Origin of the sequence: Beijerinckia indica subsp. indica ATCC 9039, from assembly GCF_000019845.1 — a bacterium.
Taxonomy (GTDB): Bacteria; Pseudomonadota; Alphaproteobacteria; order Rhizobiales; family Beijerinckiaceae; genus Beijerinckia; species Beijerinckia indica.
This window is the reverse complement of the sequence record NC_010581.1, coordinates 3,328,188-3,346,242: the sequence shown is the minus strand read 5'-3', so window position 1 is coordinate 3,346,242 and position 18,055 is coordinate 3,328,188. Positions and strand designations below refer to the sequence as shown.

General features: G+C 58.7%; 14 protein-coding genes. 9 read left to right on the top strand and 5 right to left on the bottom strand.

Annotation, left to right across the window (positions count from 1 at the left end; translation table 11 throughout):
• The first annotated feature begins 99 nt into the window (after positions 1-99).
• From rsfS to BIND_RS14760, 9 genes are all read left to right on the top strand, one after another.
• Positions 100-486 carry a ribosome silencing factor gene (gene rsfS / locus BIND_RS14800; protein ID WP_012385853.1) on the top strand — a complete coding sequence of 129 codons (387 nt, stop codon included), beginning with the start codon at positions 100-102 and terminating at the stop codon, positions 484-486.
• A 114-nt stretch (positions 487-600) separates the two neighbouring features.
• Positions 601-1,083: a 23S rRNA (pseudouridine(1915)-N(3))-methyltransferase RlmH gene (gene rlmH, locus BIND_RS14795; protein ID WP_041778129.1), complete on the top strand. Its 483-nt coding sequence runs from the start codon at positions 601-603 to the stop codon at positions 1,081-1,083.
• A gap of 100 nt (positions 1,084-1,183) precedes the next feature.
• Positions 1,184-2,563 (top strand): murein hydrolase activator EnvC family protein, encoded by a 1,380-nt coding sequence (locus tag BIND_RS14790; RefSeq protein ID WP_012385851.1) that lies wholly within the window; start codon positions 1,184-1,186, stop codon positions 2,561-2,563.
• Positions 2,563-3,900 carry a S41 family peptidase gene (locus BIND_RS14785; protein WP_012385850.1) on the top strand — a complete coding sequence of 446 codons (1,338 nt, stop codon included), beginning with the start codon at positions 2,563-2,565 and terminating at the stop codon, positions 3,898-3,900. The genes BIND_RS14790 and BIND_RS14785 overlap by 1 nt, the downstream gene beginning before the upstream one ends.
• Before the next feature lie 200 nt (positions 3,901-4,100).
• Complete coding sequence (locus BIND_RS14780) at positions 4,101-4,604, top strand: RNA pyrophosphohydrolase (protein WP_012385849.1); 504 nt, start codon at positions 4,101-4,103, stop codon at positions 4,602-4,604.
• 111 nt (positions 4,605-4,715) lie between these two features.
• A complete protein-coding gene (gene sppA / locus BIND_RS14775; protein WP_012385848.1) occupies positions 4,716-5,690 on the top strand; it encodes a signal peptide peptidase SppA in 975 nt (324 codons plus the stop codon).
• A 59-nt stretch (positions 5,691-5,749) separates the two neighbouring features.
• Positions 5,750-6,043, top strand: a complete 294-nt coding sequence (locus tag BIND_RS14770) for an integration host factor subunit beta (RefSeq protein WP_012385847.1) — start codon at positions 5,750-5,752, stop codon at positions 6,041-6,043.
• Positions 6,044-6,423: 380 nt separating this feature from the next.
• The gene (locus BIND_RS14765) at positions 6,424-6,720 is read left to right on the top strand and encodes a lipopolysaccharide assembly protein LapA domain-containing protein (RefSeq protein ID WP_012385846.1); all 297 of its coding nucleotides are present in this window, start codon (positions 6,424-6,426) and stop codon (positions 6,718-6,720) included.
• Between the two features lie 77 nt (positions 6,721-6,797).
• The gene (locus tag BIND_RS14760) at positions 6,798-7,466 is read left to right on the top strand and encodes a phosphoribosylanthranilate isomerase (RefSeq protein ID WP_012385845.1); all 669 of its coding nucleotides are present in this window, start codon (positions 6,798-6,800) and stop codon (positions 7,464-7,466) included.
• A gap of 8 nt (positions 7,467-7,474) precedes the next feature.
• On the opposite strand, the gene BIND_RS14755 is transcribed toward BIND_RS14760, so the two are convergent.
• The 5 genes from BIND_RS14755 to BIND_RS14735 form a co-directional block, all read right to left on the bottom strand.
• Positions 7,475-8,332: a protein-methionine-sulfoxide reductase heme-binding subunit MsrQ gene (locus BIND_RS14755; protein WP_012385844.1), complete on the bottom strand. Its 858-nt coding sequence runs from the start codon at positions 8,330-8,332 to the stop codon at positions 7,475-7,477.
• Positions 8,333-8,465: 133 nt separating this feature from the next.
• Positions 8,466-11,600 (bottom strand): efflux RND transporter permease subunit, encoded by a 3,135-nt coding sequence (locus BIND_RS14750; RefSeq protein ID WP_012385843.1) that lies wholly within the window; start codon positions 11,598-11,600, stop codon positions 8,466-8,468.
• Between the two features lie 12 nt (positions 11,601-11,612).
• Positions 11,613-14,837 (bottom strand): efflux RND transporter permease subunit, encoded by a 3,225-nt coding sequence (locus tag BIND_RS14745; protein ID WP_012385842.1) that lies wholly within the window; start codon positions 14,835-14,837, stop codon positions 11,613-11,615.
• Complete coding sequence (locus BIND_RS14740) at positions 14,834-16,213, bottom strand: efflux RND transporter periplasmic adaptor subunit (RefSeq protein ID WP_012385841.1); 1,380 nt, start codon at positions 16,211-16,213, stop codon at positions 14,834-14,836. Before BIND_RS14740 ends, BIND_RS14745 begins: the two co-directional genes overlap by 4 nt.
• A complete protein-coding gene (locus BIND_RS14735; RefSeq protein WP_244395900.1) occupies positions 16,210-17,655 on the bottom strand; it encodes an efflux transporter outer membrane subunit in 1,446 nt (481 codons plus the stop codon). The genes BIND_RS14740 and BIND_RS14735 overlap by 4 nt, the downstream gene beginning before the upstream one ends.
• Between the last annotated feature and the right edge of the window lie 400 nt (positions 17,656-18,055).

Below are 18,055 nucleotides of genomic sequence, written 5' to 3'. Positions count from 1 at the left end.
CTTTTTTGTCATTTACGTCATTTTAAGACTGGTCCCGGTCCCATCGACCGGTGCTGCAAAAGGATCGAAACGCTGAACCCTGCGATTCTTTCTGGGGCGGTGCAACTCCCTCCCCAACCGATACATGGTTCGACTGAACCCGATATCGGTGCCGTCGTGCGGACGGTTTTGACGAGCCTCGAGGATTCCAAAGCCGAGGATATTGTCGCCATCGATCTGCATGGAAAAACCACGATCGCCGATGCCATGATCATCGCCTCCGGCCGTTCCAATACGCATGTCGGAGCCATCGCCGATCATTTGCTCAAGGTCCTTAAGGATCTTGGTCGTGTTGCACCGAAAATCGAAGGCTTGCAAAGCTGCGATTGGGTGCTGGTCGATGCCGGCGATGTCATCGTCCATGTTTTCCGGCCTGAAGTCCGTCAGTTCTATAATCTCGAGAAAATGTGGGGGCTCGACCGGCCGGCCGAGCAACGCCCCCTCTGACGATTGTTGAGGCCCAAGATCTTGGCGGTCCGGCAGGTTCTATCCACGGTCATCTGTATGATTGTGGTGTGAGAGCCACCGGACATGCTGGATTTTTTGTGTGATAGCGAGTGCATGCGTCTCCAGCTCATCGGAATCGGCCGGACCAAAGCCGGGGCTGAACGGGAGTTGACGGCCCGTTATCTTGAACGGGCGGGGCAAGCTGGACGGGCCATCGGTTTTCCCTCAGTGGAATTGCGGGAAATCGAGGAAAGCCGGGCGAGGCGCGGAGACGAACGCAAGGCCCAAGAGGGCAAGGCGATCCGCGCGCTTCTCCAGCCAGCGAGTCTGATCGTTGCCTTCGATGAACACGGCCGTTCCATCGACAGCGAGGGTTTTGCAGATTGCCTCGGTCAGGCGAGGGATTCAGGCAAAGCGATGATGCATTTTCTGATCGGCGGCGCGGATGGATTGGAACCGGCTCTGACCGAGAGTGCCGCTTTTGTTTTTGCCTTTGGCAAGATGACCTGGCCGCACCAGCTCGTCCGCATCATGGCGGCGGAACAAATTTACCGTGCGATGACGATTTTGGGGCATCATCCCTATCATAGAGCATGATCGTGCGAGCATGCTTCCATTTGATCATCGTCTATTTGCCAAAATTTAATAGTTTAGGCTGCTGCTTCTCGCAAAAGTTCGCTTAAATCTGTCTCAGCGTTTGTGGGAGGCGATCATTCCCGGTTTTTCGATCCGCGTGGAGGGCCTGCCGCCAATTGTGACGGCGGCAACGGCTTTGGGGCTTGGCTTGGCCTTGATCGGCCACGGGCTGGCGCAAAATGCCTCCAGCCAGGAGACCAAGAACGCCGATGTTAAGGCGCATGATCTCGCGACGCATAAGCTCGAATTGCGCGGCATGCAGGATACGCTGGAGCAATCCCAGGCGCAGCGGCAGAAGATCGAGGCGGAAATCGCTTCTCTGAAGGCTGATCGCACGAAACTCGCCGCCGCTTTGGTGGAGACCACGCAGAATGTCTCTGGCCTCGAAGAGAAGATCGCCGAGACGGAACGCCGGCTCGACACTCTGACCGCGAGCGAGGAGAGCATTCGAAACTCCCTCGAGGGGCGGCGCAAGACGCTTTCGGAGGTTCTGGCGGCTTTGCAGCGCATGGGACGCCGCGCGCCGCCAGCCTTGCTTGCCGCGCCTCAGGATATTCTGGAAGCCATCCGCACCTCGATGCTGCTCGGCGCGGTCTTGCCGGAAATGCGTTCGGAGGCCGCGGCTCTGGTGAGCGATCTCTCTGAACTGGTCCGCTTGCGCCAGTCGATTTCAGCGGATCGTGACAGCCTGAATGCCGACCGCGCCCGCATGCGCGAGGAACGCCTGCGACTCGAAAATCTGATCGCCGCGCGCCAGACCGGTTTGAGTGACGCGGAACAAGCCTTGGGCGCCGAGCGGGAACGCGCCGCCGAGCTGGCGCGTCAGGCGGGCAATCTGAAAGATTTGATCACCCGCATGGAGACAGAAGTGGCGGCGGCGGCGCGCGGCGCCGAAGCGGCGCGTCAGGCCGACGAGGCGCAAAAGGCGCGCGCTGCGGCCGGCACGGTTTCCGCCGCCGCGCCCTTCAAGGATCCCGCGCGACTCGCGCCCGCCCGCGCCTTTGCCGATACGAAAGGGTTTCTCCCTCTGCCGGTGGCCGGCAATCTGCTGCGTGGCTATGGCGCTTCGGATGGTCTTGGCGGCATCGAAAAGGGTCTCCTGCTTGCGACCCGTCCGGAAGCGATCGTCGGCGCGCCTTGCGATGGCTGGGTCGCTTATGCCGGGCCTTATCGAACTTATGGCCAACTCTTGATCGTCAACGCAGGGCAGGGATATTATATTATCCTTGCCGGCATGGAACGTATTAACGTAAATGTAGGGCAGTTCATTCTGGCTGGCGAAGCCGTTGCCGTTATGGGCGATGGAACAGCCAAGACCGCCGCCTCGGTCGCTATCGCCGCGCCACAACCCATCCTCTATGTCGAATTCCGAAAGGATGGAGTGGCTATTGATCCTGGTCCATGGTGGATGAAACCGGAATTGCAGAAGGTTCGCGGATAATGCGCAAGGTTACCCTGGTTATGCTCGGCGCCTTTCTGGGGGCGTCCATCGCTACCCTTGATCATCAGGTGTGGTTGTCGCCCGAAGGCGCGGCGCGCGCCGCCGCTTCAGATACCTATCGCAATCTCAATCTCTTCGGCGATGTTTTTGAGAAGATCCGCTCCGATTATGTCGAAAAGCCAGACGAGCAGAAACTCGTTGAGGCGGCCATCAATGGCATGCTGACCTCGCTTGATCCGCATTCTACTTATATGGACGCCAAAAGCTTCCGCGACATGCAGGTGCAGACCCATGGCGAGTTCGGTGGGCTCGGCATCGAAGTCACGCAGGAAGATGGTCTGATCAAGGTCGTCACGCCGATCGACGATACGCCGGCAGCCAAGGCCGGCATTCTCGCCGGCGATATCATCACTGCGATCGATAATGAAAGCGTCCAGGGCCTGAGTCTCAATCAGGCGGTCGATAAGATGCGTGGCGCGCCCAATACGAATGTGATCTTGAAAATCCTGCGCGGCGAAAAGAAAGATCCGCAGGATATCAAGCTGACACGCGCCATGATCCAGATCAAATCGGTGCGCTACCACAAGGAAGGCGACGATATCGGCTATATCCGCATCACCCAGTTCAATGAACAGACCACTGATGGGGTGCGCGAGGCCATTCAGAAATTCCTGTCGGAAATCCCGGCCGATAAGTTCAAGGGTTATATTCTCGATCTGCGCAATAATCCGGGTGGTCTGCTCGATCAGTCGATCGGCGTCGCCAATGCCTTCCTCGATCACGGTGAGATCGTCTCGACGCGCGGCCGCAATGCCGAGGAGACGATGCGCTATAATGCGCGGCCCAACGATATTTCCAAGGGCAAGCCGATCATCGTCCTGATCAATGGTGGCTCGGCTTCGGCGTCGGAAATCGTGGCTGGCGCGTTGCAGGATCACAAGCGGGCGACCTTGATCGGGACGCGGTCTTTCGGCAAGGGATCGGTGCAGACGATCATTCCGCTCGGTCAGAACGGCGCCGTCCGACTGACCACGGCGCGTTATTACACGCCCTCCGGACGCTCGATTCAGGCCAAGGGAATCGATCCTGATATTCAGGTGCTCGAGGATGTGCCGGACGAGCTCAAGGGCAAGGATGATTTGAAGGGTGAAGCCTCGCTCAAGGGGCACCTGAAGAATGGCGACGATGAAAAGACCGGGTCGCAGGCCTATGTCCCGCCCGATCCCAAGAATGACAAGCAACTGATCGCGGCCGAAGAAATGCTGCGCGGCGTCTATAAGGCATCGAATAACGTGCCTCCCCCTGCGCCCGCCGCAACCGCGAAGGTTCCGAATTAATGAAATCCGGCCCCGAAGCGAATTCTGCTTCGGGGCTGTATCGTCTATGGCATCGCTCGTTGAATCCGACCCTCAGCGATGCTATTAATTTTACAAATGCATCAAATTGATCTGAATCGGGTCTTCGCTTTCAGGTTTGATGCTGTAGCGCATGCGGTTTGCCGCAAAATCAAGCATCAAAATCGAGGTGAAGCACAGGCATGGATTTCGGACATTATCGCCCTTGCGTCGGAATCATGCTTGTGAATCAGGAAGGGCTTGTTTTCATCGGCCGTCGGCGCGGCAAGAAGCTTCCTGAACATCTGCGGTCGGGGCATGAATGGCAAATGCCGCAAGGCGGAATTGATGAGGGCGAAGAGCCTTATCACGCGGCCTTGCGCGAATTGCGGGAAGAGACCAATGTTTCCTCCGCGTCACTGCTCGCCGAATTGCCTATATGGCTGAGCTATGATCTGCCGCCTGACCTCTCCAAGCGTTCCTGGAAAGGACGGTTTCAGGGCCAAACGCAGAAATGGTTCGCGCTGCGTTTCGATGGTCAGGAAAGCGAAATCAATATCGAAACGCCGGATGGCGGGCATAAGCCCGAATTCGATGCCTGGCGTTGGGAAAATATTGATCGTCTGGCCGATCTCATCATTCCCTTCAAGCGCGCGGTCTATGAGCAGGTCGTGGAAAATTTCCGCCCTTTAATCAAACTCCCATAAGGTTCATCGGCGTCGTTGCTCGAAAGGGGATGATGTCTTTGATGAGAATCAGATATCATCCTTGATGATCAGAGCCGATGAGCGGTTCTGACTCGTTCGGTCTGGACGGAAATGCCTCTTTCTTCTTTCTCGGACTATATGGTCGAGCGCCGTTTGCTGCGCCGCAAACTGTCCTTCTGGCGAATCGCCACCATGGCCCTCGTTCTGGCGGGGATCGCCAGCTTGGCCTATGTTTCGCTCGGCTTCCGGTCAGGCCAGCAACGGGCGCATATTGCACGGCTCTCGATTTCCGGCCTTATTACCGGTGACCGGGATACACTCCGGCTGATCAAAAGGGTTGAGGATTCGTCCGCTCAAGCCGTACTCGTTTCGATCGAAAGTCCCGGTGGCACCACGACGGGAGCCGAACGGATCTACGAGGCCTTGCGGCGGCTCTCCAGGAAAAAACCGACGGCGGCGGTTGTTGGCACGATGGCGGCCTCGGGGGGCTATATTGCCGCGCTCGGGACCGATCAGATCGTCGCACAAGGCAATTCCCTTGTCGGCTCGATCGGTGTCTTGTTCCAATATCCGAATGTTGCCAGGCTCCTCGATACGCTGGGGGTCAAGGTTGAGGAGGTGAAATCCTCGCCGCTTAAGGCTTCGCCCAATGGATTCGAGCCGACCACGCCGGAGGCTCGCGCGGCCCTCGTTTCGCTCATCAATGACAGCTATAGCTGGTTCAAGGGGCTCGTGAAGGAGCGCCGCGGCATGGATGATGCTCAATTGGCTAATGTTTCCGATGGACGGGTGTTTACCGGACGGCAAGGGATACCTTTGCATCTCGTCGATCGGTTAGGGGGCGAGCAAGAAGCCATAGCTTGGCTGGAGCAGCAAAAGGGGGTTGGCAAAAACCTGCCGGTGCGTGACTGGAAACACGAGCGCGGCCTCGGACGATGGGGGATCATCAGTCTGGCGGCTGGCCTTGCTGAAAAGCTTGGTCTGGCCAGTCTGGCGCTTGTTCTGAATGGGGAAAGTCCCTTCGCTGGCTCGCCTTTGCTTGACGGTTTGGTATCGATTTGGCAAGTTGACGCAGGTTCAAATTGACCCAGGCCCTTGAAACGGATCGAAAATCCCGGTTCCCGAGCGGTTGATGGATTAAACGAATGATTAAATCGGAGCTCGTGCAGCGCATTGCTGATCGCAATCCGCATCTTTATTTGCGCGATGTTGAGAAAATCGTGAATGCGATTCTCGACGAGATCACCCGTGCGCTCTCGCGTGGGGACCGAGTCGAATTGCGTGGTTTTGGGGCTTTTTCTGTCAAACGGCGCGATGCGCGGCTCGGCCGAAACCCCCGCACCGGCGCGCATGTTCCTGTCGAGGAAAAATCGGTTCCCTTCTTCAAGACCGGCAAGGAAATGCGTGAGAGGCTCAACGAAGGCTATCTTGCTGAATAAGCCTCTCGCCAGCCCTGCATCGTGTGACTATGCAAGAGAGCAACGCTCGTTGAACCGGACTATGAGCGATGCGGTCAGTCTTTATAGAAGCGCTCCATCGATCTAAATGTGTCATCGACTTTCACGGTTGATGGTGTAGACCGTGATCTTTGAAGGGGCTGCCTTTGGTTGCCGCCTTGGGGATAGGCTCACTGACATGCCTCTCATGTTAGTGTTTCGTGTGATGATGCCCTTGCATCCTGTCCAGCTTCTAGAGTGCATCAAGCCCAAAAGTGGATACAACTTTGGGTAGATTTGATGCATTTTCAAAGATCTTGAGAATCATACCTGATTCCCCCATTGAGAGAGCGAAGCTCTGTGCCGGCGGAGAGACCTGAGCCATGGCAAAAATCCTGCGTTTGCTGATCTTCATTCCCTTGGGCATTACCGGCTTCGCGCTTGCCATCGCCAATCGCCAATTGGTGACCGTATCCTTCGACCCTTTCAATGGCGGCGATATCCCTGGCCCCTCGGTGACGGCGCCCCTGTTCATCGTCTTGTTGCTGGCCCTGATGGTGGGCGCGATTCTTGGCGGGGTCGCAACCTGGTTCGAGCAAGGCAAGCACCGGCGCGCTGTCAGGAATGCGCGAGCAGAAATCTTGCGTCTTCGGGAAAAGCAGGACCGTTCACTGGTTTAGAACCACGCCCGCGCGAAAGCGTTTCCAAAAAGCATTTCTAAGACGATGCTTTCGCTAATGCGCTCGAGACCTGGATCATGCCTATCATGATAAAAATCTGTGGTCTTCGGACCGAGGAAACTCTCGACGCGGCGCTCGATCTCGGCGCCGACATGGTCGGTTTCGTTTCCTTCAGCAAAAGCCCCCGTCATGTCTCCCTCGATCTTGCGAGCCATCTCGGCAAAAGGGTCGGCGATCGGGCTCTCAAAGTCCTCCTGACCGTGAATGCAGATGACGCCTCATTGGCCGCCGGTATTGCTGCGCTCGATCCACAAATGCTGCAAGTGCATGGCCGCGAGACGCCGGAACGCATTGCTTCGATCCGTGCGCGCTTCGGACTGCCCGTCATGAAGGCGATCAGCATCGGCGATTATAGTGATCTCGTTCAGATCCCTTTGTTCGATGCCGTGGCCGATCTGCTACTGTTCGATGCCAAGCCCAAGGCGCCGGGAGGTCTGCCGGGCGGCAATGGCACAGCCTTCGACTGGAGCCTTTTGCGGCATGTCGAGACACGTAAGCCCTGGTTGCTGGCAGGTGGTCTCACGTCGCAGAATGTGGCTGGCGCTATTGCCGCGACAAATGCCCAAGGCGTCGATGTGTCTTCCGGCGTTGAAAGTGCGGCTGGCGTCAAGGATCTCGCGAAAATGGCCGCTTTCATTGAGGCCGCGCGCAAGCCACAATTATCGTCACAGCGGCACTTGTCCTGATTGATGCCTCATGACCGCCGCGTCCTTTTGGGAAGCGGCGCGCGATATAAGCGGATCAAGGCGAGGACCAAACCTCCTGCAAGGACGTACCAGGCGGGCCGCACGGAAAATGAAAAATCCCCATTGGCGAGTAGGATCTGCCCAAGCGGCGCGCCGATAGAGAGGTGATACCAGAAAGCTTCGCCGAACGCGGTCAGGAGCGCAGCCAACAGGCTGAGAAGCGCAAGCGCCAGGGCTGAAAGATCGCCGAACATTTTGCGAGCGAATCGAATAAGGCCCAAAAGACCAAACAACCCGCCCATCCAGATCGGTTCCGTCACATCGATCTTGGCCTGCATAAAGAAATGCAACGTGGCAAGCAGCGCGATCGCATAGACGAGGCTTTGCACATTCTGCCAGGTCTCGGTGCCGAGCCAGGCGATGATGCGGTCGGTCGAGGTTGCAGCCATGAGAGCCAGGCCACAAAGTGCGATAAAGCCGAGCGTCAGATAGGGGCGGGCTGTGATCTCGTTGAAGATCTTGCCGACATCGCCCTGCTGGTCGATGAGATAAAGCACGAAATGCAAGGCGGCATAGGCAAAGACCGAAACGCCGAGGATGCGTCGCACGGCACTGAGGCGCATCGAACCCATGGCTTGCGACAAGGGTGTGATCGCCAGACTGAGCACGAGAAAGCGGATCGACCACAGGCCGGATTCGTGCAGAGCCACGGTCAGTGGACGCGAACCGAGGTGATCGTTGAAGGTGGAAGCGAGAAGCCAGAGGGCTGGCATACATACACCGGCGAAGACGAGAGCCTTCAGCGGCGCGAAATGTCCGCGCCGATCCATCCAGGGCACGGGGACAAAAGCGCTGGATGTAATCATTCCCGCTCCTCGATCCATTTGGAAAAGAATCTGTTGCTGCGAGTCCGATCGGCTATCGGCTCGCGCCAAGAAATGTGGCTCATGTCTTTCTACGTGAGACGCAGCCCTTTTGTTACGAGACTCCACTCGACAATCACGCTGGGGCGGTCTCGCCTGTCCCCGCCTGCGGAGCGCGGCCTTTGGTGCGTCTTGCCGAGAGACGCTGATGCAGTTGATCGAGCATGAGATAGATGACCGGCGTCGTATAGAGAGTCAGAAGCTGGGAGACGATGAGGCCGCCGGCGATGGTGATGCCGAGCGGTCGCCGCATCTCGGACCCTGGGCCCGAGGCGATGATGAGAGGAATGGCGCCGAGAAAGGCCGCCATTGTGGTCATCAGGATCGGCCGGAACCGTTCGGCGCAGGCTTCCCGGATCGAGGCGACTGAATCGAGCCCATGTTTGCGTTCGCCCTCGAGCGCGAAATCGACGAGCATGATGCCGTTCTTCTTGACGATGCCGATCAGGAGAATGATGCCGATGAAGGCGATCACCGAAAGTTCCGTATGTGTCCAGTTCAGGGCGAGCAGCGCGCCGAGTCCCGCCGATGGCAGGGTCGAGATGATGGTCAAGGGATGCGCCAGGCTCTCGTAGAGAACGCCGAGGACGATATACACGGCGACGAAAGCCGCGATGACAAGCAACCCTTGAGCCTTGCCGGTTGCGGCCAAGGCCTTGGCGTCACCAGCAAATTCCGCATGCACTGTATCGGGCAGATGCAGTTCGGCCACTGCCGCAAGAATGGCATCATTGGCCGTTTGCAGGGTCGTGCCTGCCGCAAGATTATAGGTGACCGTCACCGCCGGGAATTGCCCTTGATGATTGGTGACGAGGGGGGCAAGCCCCTTGCTGACACGACTCACGGCGAGCAAAGGCACCTGGCTTCCCCCCGCGCCTGGGACATAGATTGAGGCGAGATCATTGGGGGAACTGGCCTGCGCCGGCGGCACCGCGAGGATGATGCGATATTGATTGCGGGGCGAGTAGAGAACCGAGATCTGCCGCTGCGCGAAGGCATTGTTCAAAATATTATCGACGTTCTGGATCGAGACTCCGAGCCTTGCGGCGGCAAGCCGATCCACCGCGACATTCAATTGCAGACCGTTCGGCTCGCGATCGGTCGAAACGTCGACGAGACCCGGGACCCCCTGCAATTTCTTGACAACCTGAGGCACGTATCGGCTGAGCTCTTCGTTATCTGGGTCCCAAAGGGTGAATTGGTAGGTGGATTTGCCGGTCCTGCCGCCCATGCGTATGTCCTGGACCGGCATGAGGAAGGTGGAAATGCCGGCGACCTTGGCCAAATTGCCGCGCAGCCTGTCGATGATCTGGTTTGAATTGACGCCACGCCGTTCCTCGAAAGGTTTCAGGCTGAAGAACAGGCGGCCCGTATTGAGGCCGCCATTGTTGCCGGGACCGCCCGAGCCGCCGACTGAGGAGGCGACTGCCGCAATCGCCGGATCGGCCTGGATCACGGCGGCCACCTGCTGTTGCAGGCGGCTCATGGCCTGGAAGGAAATATCGGTCGCGGCTTCGGTCGTGCCCTGAATCAGGCCCGTATCATCCTGCGGGAAAAAGCCTTTCGGTGTGTTGATGTAAAGCATGACGGTGGCGGTGATCGTCGCGACCATGACGACGAGCGTCAAAACGCGATGGTGCAGCACCTTGTCGAGACTCGCGACATAAGCGGCAGTCAAACGGCTGAAGAAGGATTCGAAGGCGTGGTCCAGCCAATTATGCTTGCGCTCCTGAGGGGGGCGCAGGAGATAGGCACAGATCATCGGCGTCAAGGTCAGCGAGACGACGGTCGAGATCAGAATGGTAAAGGCGAGCGTCAACGAGAATTCGCGGAAGAAACGGCCGACGAGGCCGCCCATCAGCAAAAGGGGGATGAAGGCGGCCATCAGCGAAATGGAAATCGAAATCACCGTGAAACCGATTTCCTTGGAACCTGTCAGTGCCGCCTGCATGGGGCTCATGCCGGCGTGAAGATTGCGCTCGATATTCTCGATCATGACGATGGCGTCGTCGACGACGAAACCAACCGCGACGGCCAGTGCCATCAGGGAGAGATTGTCGATCGAAAAATGCGCCAGCCACATCAAGGCGCAGGTGCCGGAAAGTGCCAGCGGCACGGTCACGCCAGCGGCGAGGGTGGCCTCCCAGCGGCGCAGGAAGATGAAGACCACGAGCATGACCAGACCGATCGTGATCAGCATGGTCATCTGCATGTCCGCGACGCTCGCCCGGATCGTGACCGTCCGATCGTTCAGGACGGAAATCTTGATATCGGCGGGAATCCAGCGCGCAATATTGGGGAGCGCGGCCATGACGCGGTCAACCGTGTCGATGACATTGGCATCGGCTTGTTTGGTGATGACCATGATCACCGCCGGTTTGCCATTGAGCCAGGCGGCTGACAATGTATTGCGGACGCCGGTCTCGATCTTCGCCACGGACGAGAGCAGGGCCGTGTTGCCGTTGGTATTCTGGACCACGAGATTGCCGTAGTCCTCGGGCTTGCGCAATTGTGTATTGGTGCCGATCGACTGTGCTTTGGTGTTGCCGTCCAAAGTGCCGGTCGGGCTCAGAGCATTGGCATTGACGATCGCGGTACGGATATTTTCCGTGCTCAAGCCCATGGCCGAGAGCTGGGTCGGATTGATGGTGACGCGGATCGCCGGCTGGTCGGCGCCGGTGACGACGACCTGTGACACTCCTTCGATCTGCGAGATACGCTGGGCGACGATCGTATCGGTCTGATCATAGATTGTGCTGGCTGGGATCGTGTCAGAGGTGAGGGCCAGGATGAGGATTGGTGCCGCCGCTGGATTGAACTTGCGGAAGCTCGGCAAATTCGGCAGATCACTCGGCAGATCGGTTTGGGCTGCGTTGAGAGCGGCCTGCACGTCACGCGCGGCCCCGTCGATATTCCGGCTGAGATCAAACTGGGCAACGATATTGGTTGATCCGAGCGCGCTGACCGACGTCAATTCGGTCAGGCCTGCAATTTCACCGAGCCGCCGTTCGATCGGCGCCGCGACGCTTTCCGCCATGATGACGGGATCAGCGCCAGGCCGGCTCGCGTTGATGTTGATCGTCGGCATTTCGACATTTGGCAGGCTCGCGACCGGCAATTGCGTATAGCCGAGCAGGCCCACGAGGAACAAACCGATCGAGAGCAGGATCGTGCCGATGGGGCGGCGGATGAAGGGCTCTGAAGGGTTCATCGCTCCGCTTCCCTACTCTGCGGCCTTGCTGTGCTGCGGCGCCTCAAAAGGAGCGACCAGGCTTGCGTCAAGCGATTGCTGTTTGTGCCGCCCCGTGAGGAAAAGCCGAATGCGTTCCATGGTGAGATAGATCACGGGCGTCGAATAAATAGTGATCAATTGGCTGAACAACAAACCGCCGATGATTGAAATGCCAAGCGGATTGCGCAGTTCAGAACCGGTGCCGGTGCTGAGTGCCAGGGGCAGGGCACCAAACAGAGCGGCGAGCGTCGTCATCATGATCGGACGAAAACGCAGCAGCGAGGCCTTGACGATGGAATCATAGGGACTGAGTCCCTCCACCCTTTCGGCCTCCAGCGCAAAATCGATCATCATGATCGCATTCTTTTTAACGATACCCATGAGCAGGATGATGCCGATCAGCCCGATCAGCGACAGATCCATGTGGAAGATCATCATGGCGACGAGCGCGCCGACGCCAGCCGACGGAAGGGTCGACATGATGGTGATCGGATGGATCGCGCTCTCATAGAGAACGCCGAGGACGATATAGATCGTCACCGCCGCGGCAAGGATGAGCCAGGGCTCGCCCGCGAGCGAGCTTTGGAATTCGGCGGCATCGCCCGTATAGGTCGCGCTGATCGAATCCGGCATGCCGATGGCGCTCCGGGCCGCCTCGACGACCGCGACCGCATCGCTGAGCGAGGCGTCACGCGTCAGGTTGAAGCTGACCGTCACGGCGGGAAATTGCGCGATATGACTGATCGACAAAGGCGCGGTCTTCCGCTCGAGGCTGGCAAAGGTGCTGAGCGGCACCTGGTTCGTGGTGGAAAAGCCTGAGGCTGTCGTGACTGTGCCGGTTGCGTTCGATGAGGCGTTCGTATTCGTATTCGAGGCGCCAGCCAGAACATAGAGCCTGTCGAGCACGCGCGGATCGTTCTGATATTGTGGCTTTGCCTCGATGATCACGCGATATTGGTTGGCCTGGGCGTAAATGGTCGAAACTTGTCTCTGACCGAAGGCGTCATAGAGCGTGTCATTGACATTTTGCATCGACACGCCGAGGCGTCCTGCCTTTTCGCGATTGACATTGACGAAGACCTGCAAGCCGCCTTCCTGGGCCTCGGAGCCGACCTCGCGCAGGATCGGGCTCTCGCGCAATTTCTGCACGAGCTTGTCGGTCCATTGCATGACGTCCGTCAGACTGGTGCCGGTGAGCGTATATTGATATTGCGCGCGGCTCGCCTGGGTGGTGATCTGGATGTCCTGCACATTCTGGAAATAGAGGACCGCATCGGAGTTTTGCGCAAATTTCGTGCGCAGCCTGTCGATGATTTCTGCCGCATTGGCGCGACCCGACTCGCGGGGGCGCAAGACGATGGTCAGATGGCCGGCATTGGGGGTCGCGTTGAGAATGCTGACGCCGGTGACGGAGACGACATCGGCGACATCGGGATCGGCGCGGATCGTCTCGACGATTTTGGATTGCAAGCGTCCCATTTCATCGAAGGAGACGGTCGGCGAGGCCTCGACGATAGCCGTGATGAGACCGGTATCCTCGGCGGGCAGGAAGCCTTTCGGGATAACGATATAGAGCCAGATGGTGGCGGCCATGATCACAGTGCTGAGGATCAGCATCAGGGTCTGGTGGCGCAGCACGACCAGCAGGCTTTTATGATAGCCACCGAGCACCCAATCGGTGAAGCGGTCGATCCGTCCCGTGAGGCCGGAGGCGGCATGGCCCGTTTCACCGATCTTCGCGGCGCGCAGGAGGTGGCCGCACATCATTGGTGTCAGGGTCAGGGAAACCAGTGCCGAGACGACGACGGCGACCGTCAGGGTCAGCGCGAATTCGCGGAACATGCGTCCGACGATGCCGGTCATGAACAGAAGCGGGATAAAGACCGCGATGAGGGAAATGGTCAGCGAAACGACGGTAAAACCGATTTCCTTAGCGCCTTTCAGCGCGGCGGCGAGGGGCGTCTCGCCATCCTCGATATAGCGGTGGATATTCTCGATCATCACGATGGCATCGTCGATGACGAAGCCGGTCCCGATGGTCAGGGCCATCAGCGAAAGATTGTCGAGGCTGAAGCCCGAGAGCCACATGACCGCGAATGTCGCGATGAGCGACAACGGCAGAGCGACGCCGGCCACGATCGTCGCCCTGACGGTGCGCAGGAAGAACAAAACCACGATCACGACGAGGACGATGGAAACCACCAGAGTGAATTGCACATCGGCGATCGAAGCGCGGATCGTCTCGGTGCCATCATGCACGATCGTCATGGAGACGCCGGAGGGCAGGATCTGCTGCAGCCGGGTGAGCTCGGCTTTGACCCTCGCGACCGTCTCGACGATATTGGCGCCAGGCTGGCGCTGCACGTCGATGACCACCGCGGGCTTGCCCTGATGCCAGCCGGCGACCTTGTCGTTTTCCAGGCCCTCGACGACATCGGCGACATCGGTGACGAAAACCGGCGCATTATTATGATAGGTGACGACGACTTCCTTATAGGTGTCAGCCGAGGTCAATTGATCGTTCGAGGCGAGTGTATAGGATTGCTGCGGCCCATCGAGCGAACCCTTGGCGCCAGCGACATTGGAATTACTGATCGCGGTGCGCAGATCCTCAAGGCCGAGACCATAATTGGCGAGCCGGGCGAAATCCGCCTGTATGCGGATCGCCGGGCGCATATTTCCTTGAATGCCGACATGGCCGACGCCGGTCAATTGGCTGAGCCTTTGCGCGATCAGCGTATCGCCGAGATCGGCGAGCTGACGGATCGACACCGTGTCGGAGGTCAACGCCAGGGTCACGATGGCGCTGGCGGCGGGATTGACCTTGGAATAGACCGGTGGATAGGGCAGGTTTTTCGGCAGGGTCGAATTGGCCGCGTTGATCGCCGCCTGGACATCCTGCGCGGCACCGTCAATGTCGCGGTCGAGGACGAATTGCAGGGTGATCTGCGACAGGCCGAAGCCGCTCGATGAACTCATCCGCTGCAGTGAGGGAATCTGGCCGAGCTGACGCTCGAGCGGCGCGGTCACCAGCATGGCCATTGTATCGGGATCGGCGCCCGGCAATTGGGTGGTGACCTGGATCGTCGGAAAATCGACCTGGGGCAAAGCCGATACGGGAAGAAAGAGATAGCCGAGGAGACCTGTCAGCAGGGCTGCTACGGCGAGGAGAGATGTCGCGACCGGCCTTTCGATGAAGAGGGCGGATATGTTCATTGGGTCGCGCTCTTGGGTTTGCCCTGTATCGCTGTTGGGGCTGTGCTCGCCGCTGTTTCTTCCGGCGCGCTGCCCGCGATGGCAGAACTAGCGGAAGGACTGGTGGACTCTCCAGAGACACGGGGGATACTGCTTCTCCCCTGATGCCCGCGCGGCGGCATGGCGGTGATTTGATGCAGGGCGGGGTCGGACGCGCTGATGGATGGATCCTCGGCTGCATTGACCTGGGCACCGTTGGTCAGCCGCGCGAAACCCGACGTCACGACGTGGTCGCCCGCTGCAAGTCCGGCTGTCACCACTGCTTGTTGATCATCCTGCTGTCCCACGGTGATGGGGCGGACCACGGCTTTATCGTCCTGAAGCAGATAGACGAAGGACCCAGTCGGTCCGCGTTGCAGCGCGGAGGCCGGCACAACGAGGGCTTGTTTCAGGGTTTCGACACGCAGCCTCACATTGATGAAGGCGCCGGGCCAGATTTGCAGATCCTTATTGGGGAAGCGTGCCTTGAGTTGCACCGTACCGGTCGTTTGATCGATGGTATTATTGACGACTGAAAGCACGCCGGTATCGATGACGCTCGTGCCGCTATTGTCGAGCGCTTCCACCAGGAGATCACCCGCCCCATGAGCAATGGCGGTGTTGATCCGCTCCAATTGCTGCTGCGGGACCGTGAAGATGATGGCGATCGGCTGAATCTGCGCGACCGTGACGATGCCGCTCGTATCCGAGGCATGGACGAGATTACCGGCATCGACGTTGCGCAGGCCGGTGCGTCCATCGATCGGCGAACGGATGTCGGTATAGTTCAAGGTGGTCCGGGCGCTGGCGATGGCCGCGGTGTCATATTGTACCAGGGCTTCATTTTGGGCCACCGTGGCGCGCTGCGTATCGAGTTGTTGCTTCGTCACGGCATTTGTGGTGGCCAGTCCCTGATAACGTTGTAGATCGAGCTTGGCATTGGCAAGTGTCGCTTCGTCCTGTCCCTTCTTGGCGACCACCTGATCATATTGCGCCTGATAAAGAGAGGGATCGATCTTCGCCAGCATGTCGCCGGCCTTGACCATTTGCCCTTCGTTGAAGAAGAGCTTGAGCATGACGCCATCGACCTGCGAACGGACAAGAACGGAATTCCAGGCACGGCCGGAGCCAACGCCGTCGATATAGACAGGCACGTCGCGTGTCAGGACCGGAGCGCTCAGGACGGGAATGCCGGTGCCGCTGCCATTGGCTCGACGAGAATGGCGTGAGGAGGATTGCTGTGTGCTATCGGGCGTGGCTTGCTGCTGAGTAAACCGATTGGTGACGACCGGCGAAAGCAAGACCAGGGCGCCGACGATGGCGGCCAACCAGAAAAGGCTACGCAAGAATTTTTTCATGGTTTCGCTCCCACCGTCTCGCGTGGCTCCGCCTGAGCGGTTTTCGTCTCATGCTCCGCCGCCTTCTTCTCCATTCCTCGGCCGTCGCGTTGACTGTTTTGGGCCGGCGCCTGGCTCTGCGGCCACCCTCCGCCCAAGGCTTGATAAAGGGCAACGCCGGCCTGTAAGAGAGCGAGACGAGTCTGGGATAAGGTATCCCGGGTCGTGAACAAGGTTTGTTGCGCTTGCAGCACGGTCGTATAATCAACGGTGCCGGCACGAAGCTGATCTTCCGCGAGATCAAGAGCGCGCTGCGAGGCCGCCAGGGATTCGCCGAGCAAAACTTCCTGGCGGCGAAGGTTGCGAATGCTGATCAAGGCCTTTTCCACATCGGTAAAGGCGGAAACGATGGACTTGCGATAATCCGCCAGCAATTCCTCCTGCCGCGCTTTCGCCTGATCGTAATCGCCTTGCAATAGACCTGCGTCGAAGATGGGTTGGGTGAGGCCCGCTGCCAAGGAATAGAGGCCAGCGGAAGGCTGGAACAGCGTTTTGAGCGCGAGACTCTGGAAGCCGCCCTCCCCAGTGAGCTGGATCTGCGGGAAAAAGGCGGCGCGCGCGGCGACCACGCTGGCATGAGCCGAGGCGAGCTGGGCCTCGGCCGCCTGCACGTCGGGACGCTGCGTGAGCACTTCCGAGGGCAGCCCCGGCGCGATCTTCGGCATGGTCACGTCGTGCAGACTATTGCCTTTGATGACGATGCTTTCGGGGACCCGGCCGACGAGCAGACCAAGCGCGACGAGATTCTGGTCGCCGGTCAATTGCAGCGGCGGGATCGCTGCGCGAATATTGGCGACCAGGGCTTCCTGCTGCGCCAGATTGAGCGCGTTGGCCGTGCCGAATTTCACCCGATCCTGGATGAGCTTCAAGATTCTTGATGCGGCCTTCAGATTGTCGTTTTGATTATTGATACGATCGCGCGCGCCGAGGACTGCGAGATAAGTCGTTCCCGTCGTGCCATACGCGGTCAGCGCGACGACATCGCGTTCCCAGCGGTTGTAATTGGAGGTTTCCTCGGCGGCCTGCAATTTCGCCCGGTTCATGCCCCACAGATCGAGAATGTAGCTTGCCTGCAGATTGGTGACGATGACGGTGCGCGCCGTATTCGAGGCGTTTGAAGTGACCGAGTTGACATTCGTATTGTTAAGATTAGCGAATTTCGAGCGCGTCACGGTATCGTTGGCGGTCATCGTCGGCAGCAGCGCCGTCCCGGCAATATGCGCTGCCGCATCCGCCTGCACGATCCGGGCGATCGCGGCGGCCACATCGAAATTGCCGGTCGGCACTTCGCTCATGAAGCCATTCAACTCCGAGGAACGAAAGTCACGCCACCATTCATCCGGTGGCAGATTTTTGCGCTCGCCCGGCCCATCTTGGCGATAGGTCGCGGGTATGCCCATCATGAGGTCGGGCATCTCCGAGGACGGGACGCAGCCGGACAAAATGATGGCGGACTGGATAAGGGCAAAGAGGCTGCAGCCCGATGGCCGCCGAAGGGCGACCTTGCATGCCGGGGAGACGCGAAGCTCCATCCGGCGCCATGCTATGGACATTCCCTCTATGCTCCCCAGTCAAAAGTGGCGCGACCATGCCGCGTTTGCGAAAGCTAGACAAATATCTATTTTTTAATGTTCTGGGCAGTGGCTAGAGCGGTGCGCTGTAAAATAGCGAGAGGCGCCGCTGTTAGGGGACGCCCGTCTGACAAGTGATTGATGAGTTTTTTTGAAGAAGCGTCTCATCAAAACAAATTGTTGACGTTAAAATCATCCTTCTGGGGTCGGCCCTGACCGATTAATTCTCTGA